This is a genomic window from Massilia sp. IC2-477 (assembly GCF_020707265.1).
Lineage (GTDB): Bacteria > Pseudomonadota > Gammaproteobacteria > Burkholderiales > Burkholderiaceae_D > Telluria.
The window spans coordinates 1-2,135 of sequence record NZ_JAJFEQ010000029.1 but is presented as its reverse complement, the minus strand read 5'-3'; the positions used below and the strand labels follow the sequence as shown (position 1 = coordinate 2,135).

The following is a 2,135-nucleotide window of genomic DNA, read 5'->3' as shown; positions in this document are numbered from 1 at the left end:
TACGAGTATTTAGCCTTGGAGGATGGTCCCCCCATGTTCAGACAGGATTTCTCGTGTCCCGCCCTACTTGTCGTACGCTTAGTACCACCGAAGAGATTTCGTGTACGGGGCTATCACCCGCTATGGCGCCTATTTCCAGAAGCTTCCACTATCAATTCGACTATCACGTACAGGCTCATCCCATTTCGCTCGCCACTACTTTGGGAATCTCGGTTGATTTCTTTTCCTGCAGCTACTTAGATGTTTCAGTTCGCCGCGTTCGCTTTGCATACCTATGTATTCAGTATGCAATGACCTAAAAGGCCGGGTTTCCCCATTCGGAAATCTGCGGATCAAAGTGTGTTTGCTCACTCCCCGCAGCTTATCGCAAGCTACTACGTCCTTCATCGCCTGTAATCGCCAAGGCATCCACCATGTGCACTTATTCGCTTGTCCCTATAACGTTGGCCCCTCATGAGTTAAGGGATCGTCATAGAAATCAAGAGTACAGCTCATTGCATGTTTGTTGATACTTGATTACTACCCTAAGTGTGCTACTCATCATTTCTGATTCGTTTGCACGCTTAAAAAAACTTTACTTCTTCCAGATTGTTAAAGAACGAAAAAACAGTGATCTCTAAAAGATCAAACCTAAATCTCAACCATTCATTCACGGCTGATTTACGTTTGGACTTTCGAGATAGGTGGTGGAGGATGACGGGATCGAACCGACGACCCCCTGCTTGCAAAGCAGGTGCTCTCCCAGCTGAGCTAATCCCCCGATGTTACGTGGTGGGTCTGGTTGGATTCGAACCAACGACCCCCGCGTTATCAACACGGTGCTCTAACCGACTGAGCTACAGACCCGAACTGTTCTCGTTACTTGCTACAACAGCCGATAAGCGTGGACGCTTGATGATGGAGCATTAGCTCCTGGTGCTACTCTAGAAAGGAGGTGATCCAGCCGCACCTTCCGATACGGCTACCTTGTTACGACTTCACCCCAGTCACGAATCCTACCGTGGTAAGCGCCCTCCTTGCGGTTAAGCTACCTACTTCTGGTAAAACCCGCTCCCATGGTGTGACGGGCGGTGTGTACAAGACCCGGGAACGTATTCACCGCGGCATGCTGATCCGCGATTACTAGCGATTCCAACTTCATGTAGTCGAGTTGCAGACTACAATCCGGACTACGATACACTTTCTGGGATTAGCTCCCCCTCGCGGGTTGGCGGCCCTCTGTATGTACCATTGTATGACGTGTGAAGCCCTACCCATAAGGGCCATGAGGACTTGACGTCATCCCCACCTTCCTCCGGTTTGTCACCGGCAGTCTCATTAGAGTGCTCTTGCGTAGCAACTAATGACAAGGGTTGCGCTCGTTGCGGGACTTAACCCAACATCTCACGACACGAGCTGACGACAGCCATGCAGCACCTGTGTGAAGGTTCCCTTTCGGGCACTCCCGGATCTCTCCGGGATTCCTTCCATGTCAAGGGTAGGTAAGGTTTTTCGCGTTGCATCGAATTAATCCACATCATCCACCGCTTGTGCGGGTCCCCGTCAATTCCTTTGAGTTTTAATCTTGCGACCGTACTCCCCAGGCGGTCTACTTCACGCGTTAGCTGCGTTACCAAGTTAATTAAAACCCGACAACTAGTAGACATCGTTTAGGGCGTGGACTACCAGGGTATCTAATCCTGTTTGCTCCCCACGCTTTCGTGCATGAGCGTCAATCTTGACCCAGGGGGCTGCCTTCGCCATCGGTGTTCCTCCACATCTCTACGCATTTCACTGCTACACGTGGAATTCTACCCCCCTCTGCCAGATTCAAGCCTTGCAGTCTCCATCGCAATTCCCAGGTTGAGCCCGGGGCTTTCACGACAGACTTACAAAACCGCCTGCGCACGCTTTACGCCCAGTAATTCCGATTAACGCTTGCACCCTACGTATTACCGCGGCTGCTGGCACGTAGTTAGCCGGTGCTTATTCTTCAGGTACCGTCATTAGCCCAGGATATTAGCCTAGGCCGTTTCTTCCCTGACAAAAGAGCTTTACAACCCGAAGGCCTTCTTCACTCACGCGGCATTGCTGGATCAGGCTTGCGCCCATTGTCCAAAATTCCCCACTGCTGCCTCCCGTAGGAGTCTGGGCCG

At 51.4% G+C, this 2,135-nt stretch carries 2 tRNA genes and 2 rRNA genes; all 4 read right to left on the bottom strand.

What is annotated here, in order from left to right:
• Nucleotides 1-435: ribosomal RNA gene (locus tag LK542_RS24745) — 23S ribosomal RNA — on the bottom strand; the annotation flags it as partial.
• Nucleotides 436-684: 249 nt separating this feature from the next.
• Nucleotides 685-760: transfer RNA gene (locus tag LK542_RS24740), tRNA-Ala, on the bottom strand.
• 9 nt (nucleotides 761-769) lie between these two features.
• Nucleotides 770-846: transfer RNA gene (locus LK542_RS24735), tRNA-Ile, on the bottom strand.
• A gap of 81 nt (nucleotides 847-927) precedes the next feature.
• A 16S ribosomal RNA gene (locus LK542_RS24730) occupies nucleotides 928-2,135 on the bottom strand; the annotation flags it as partial.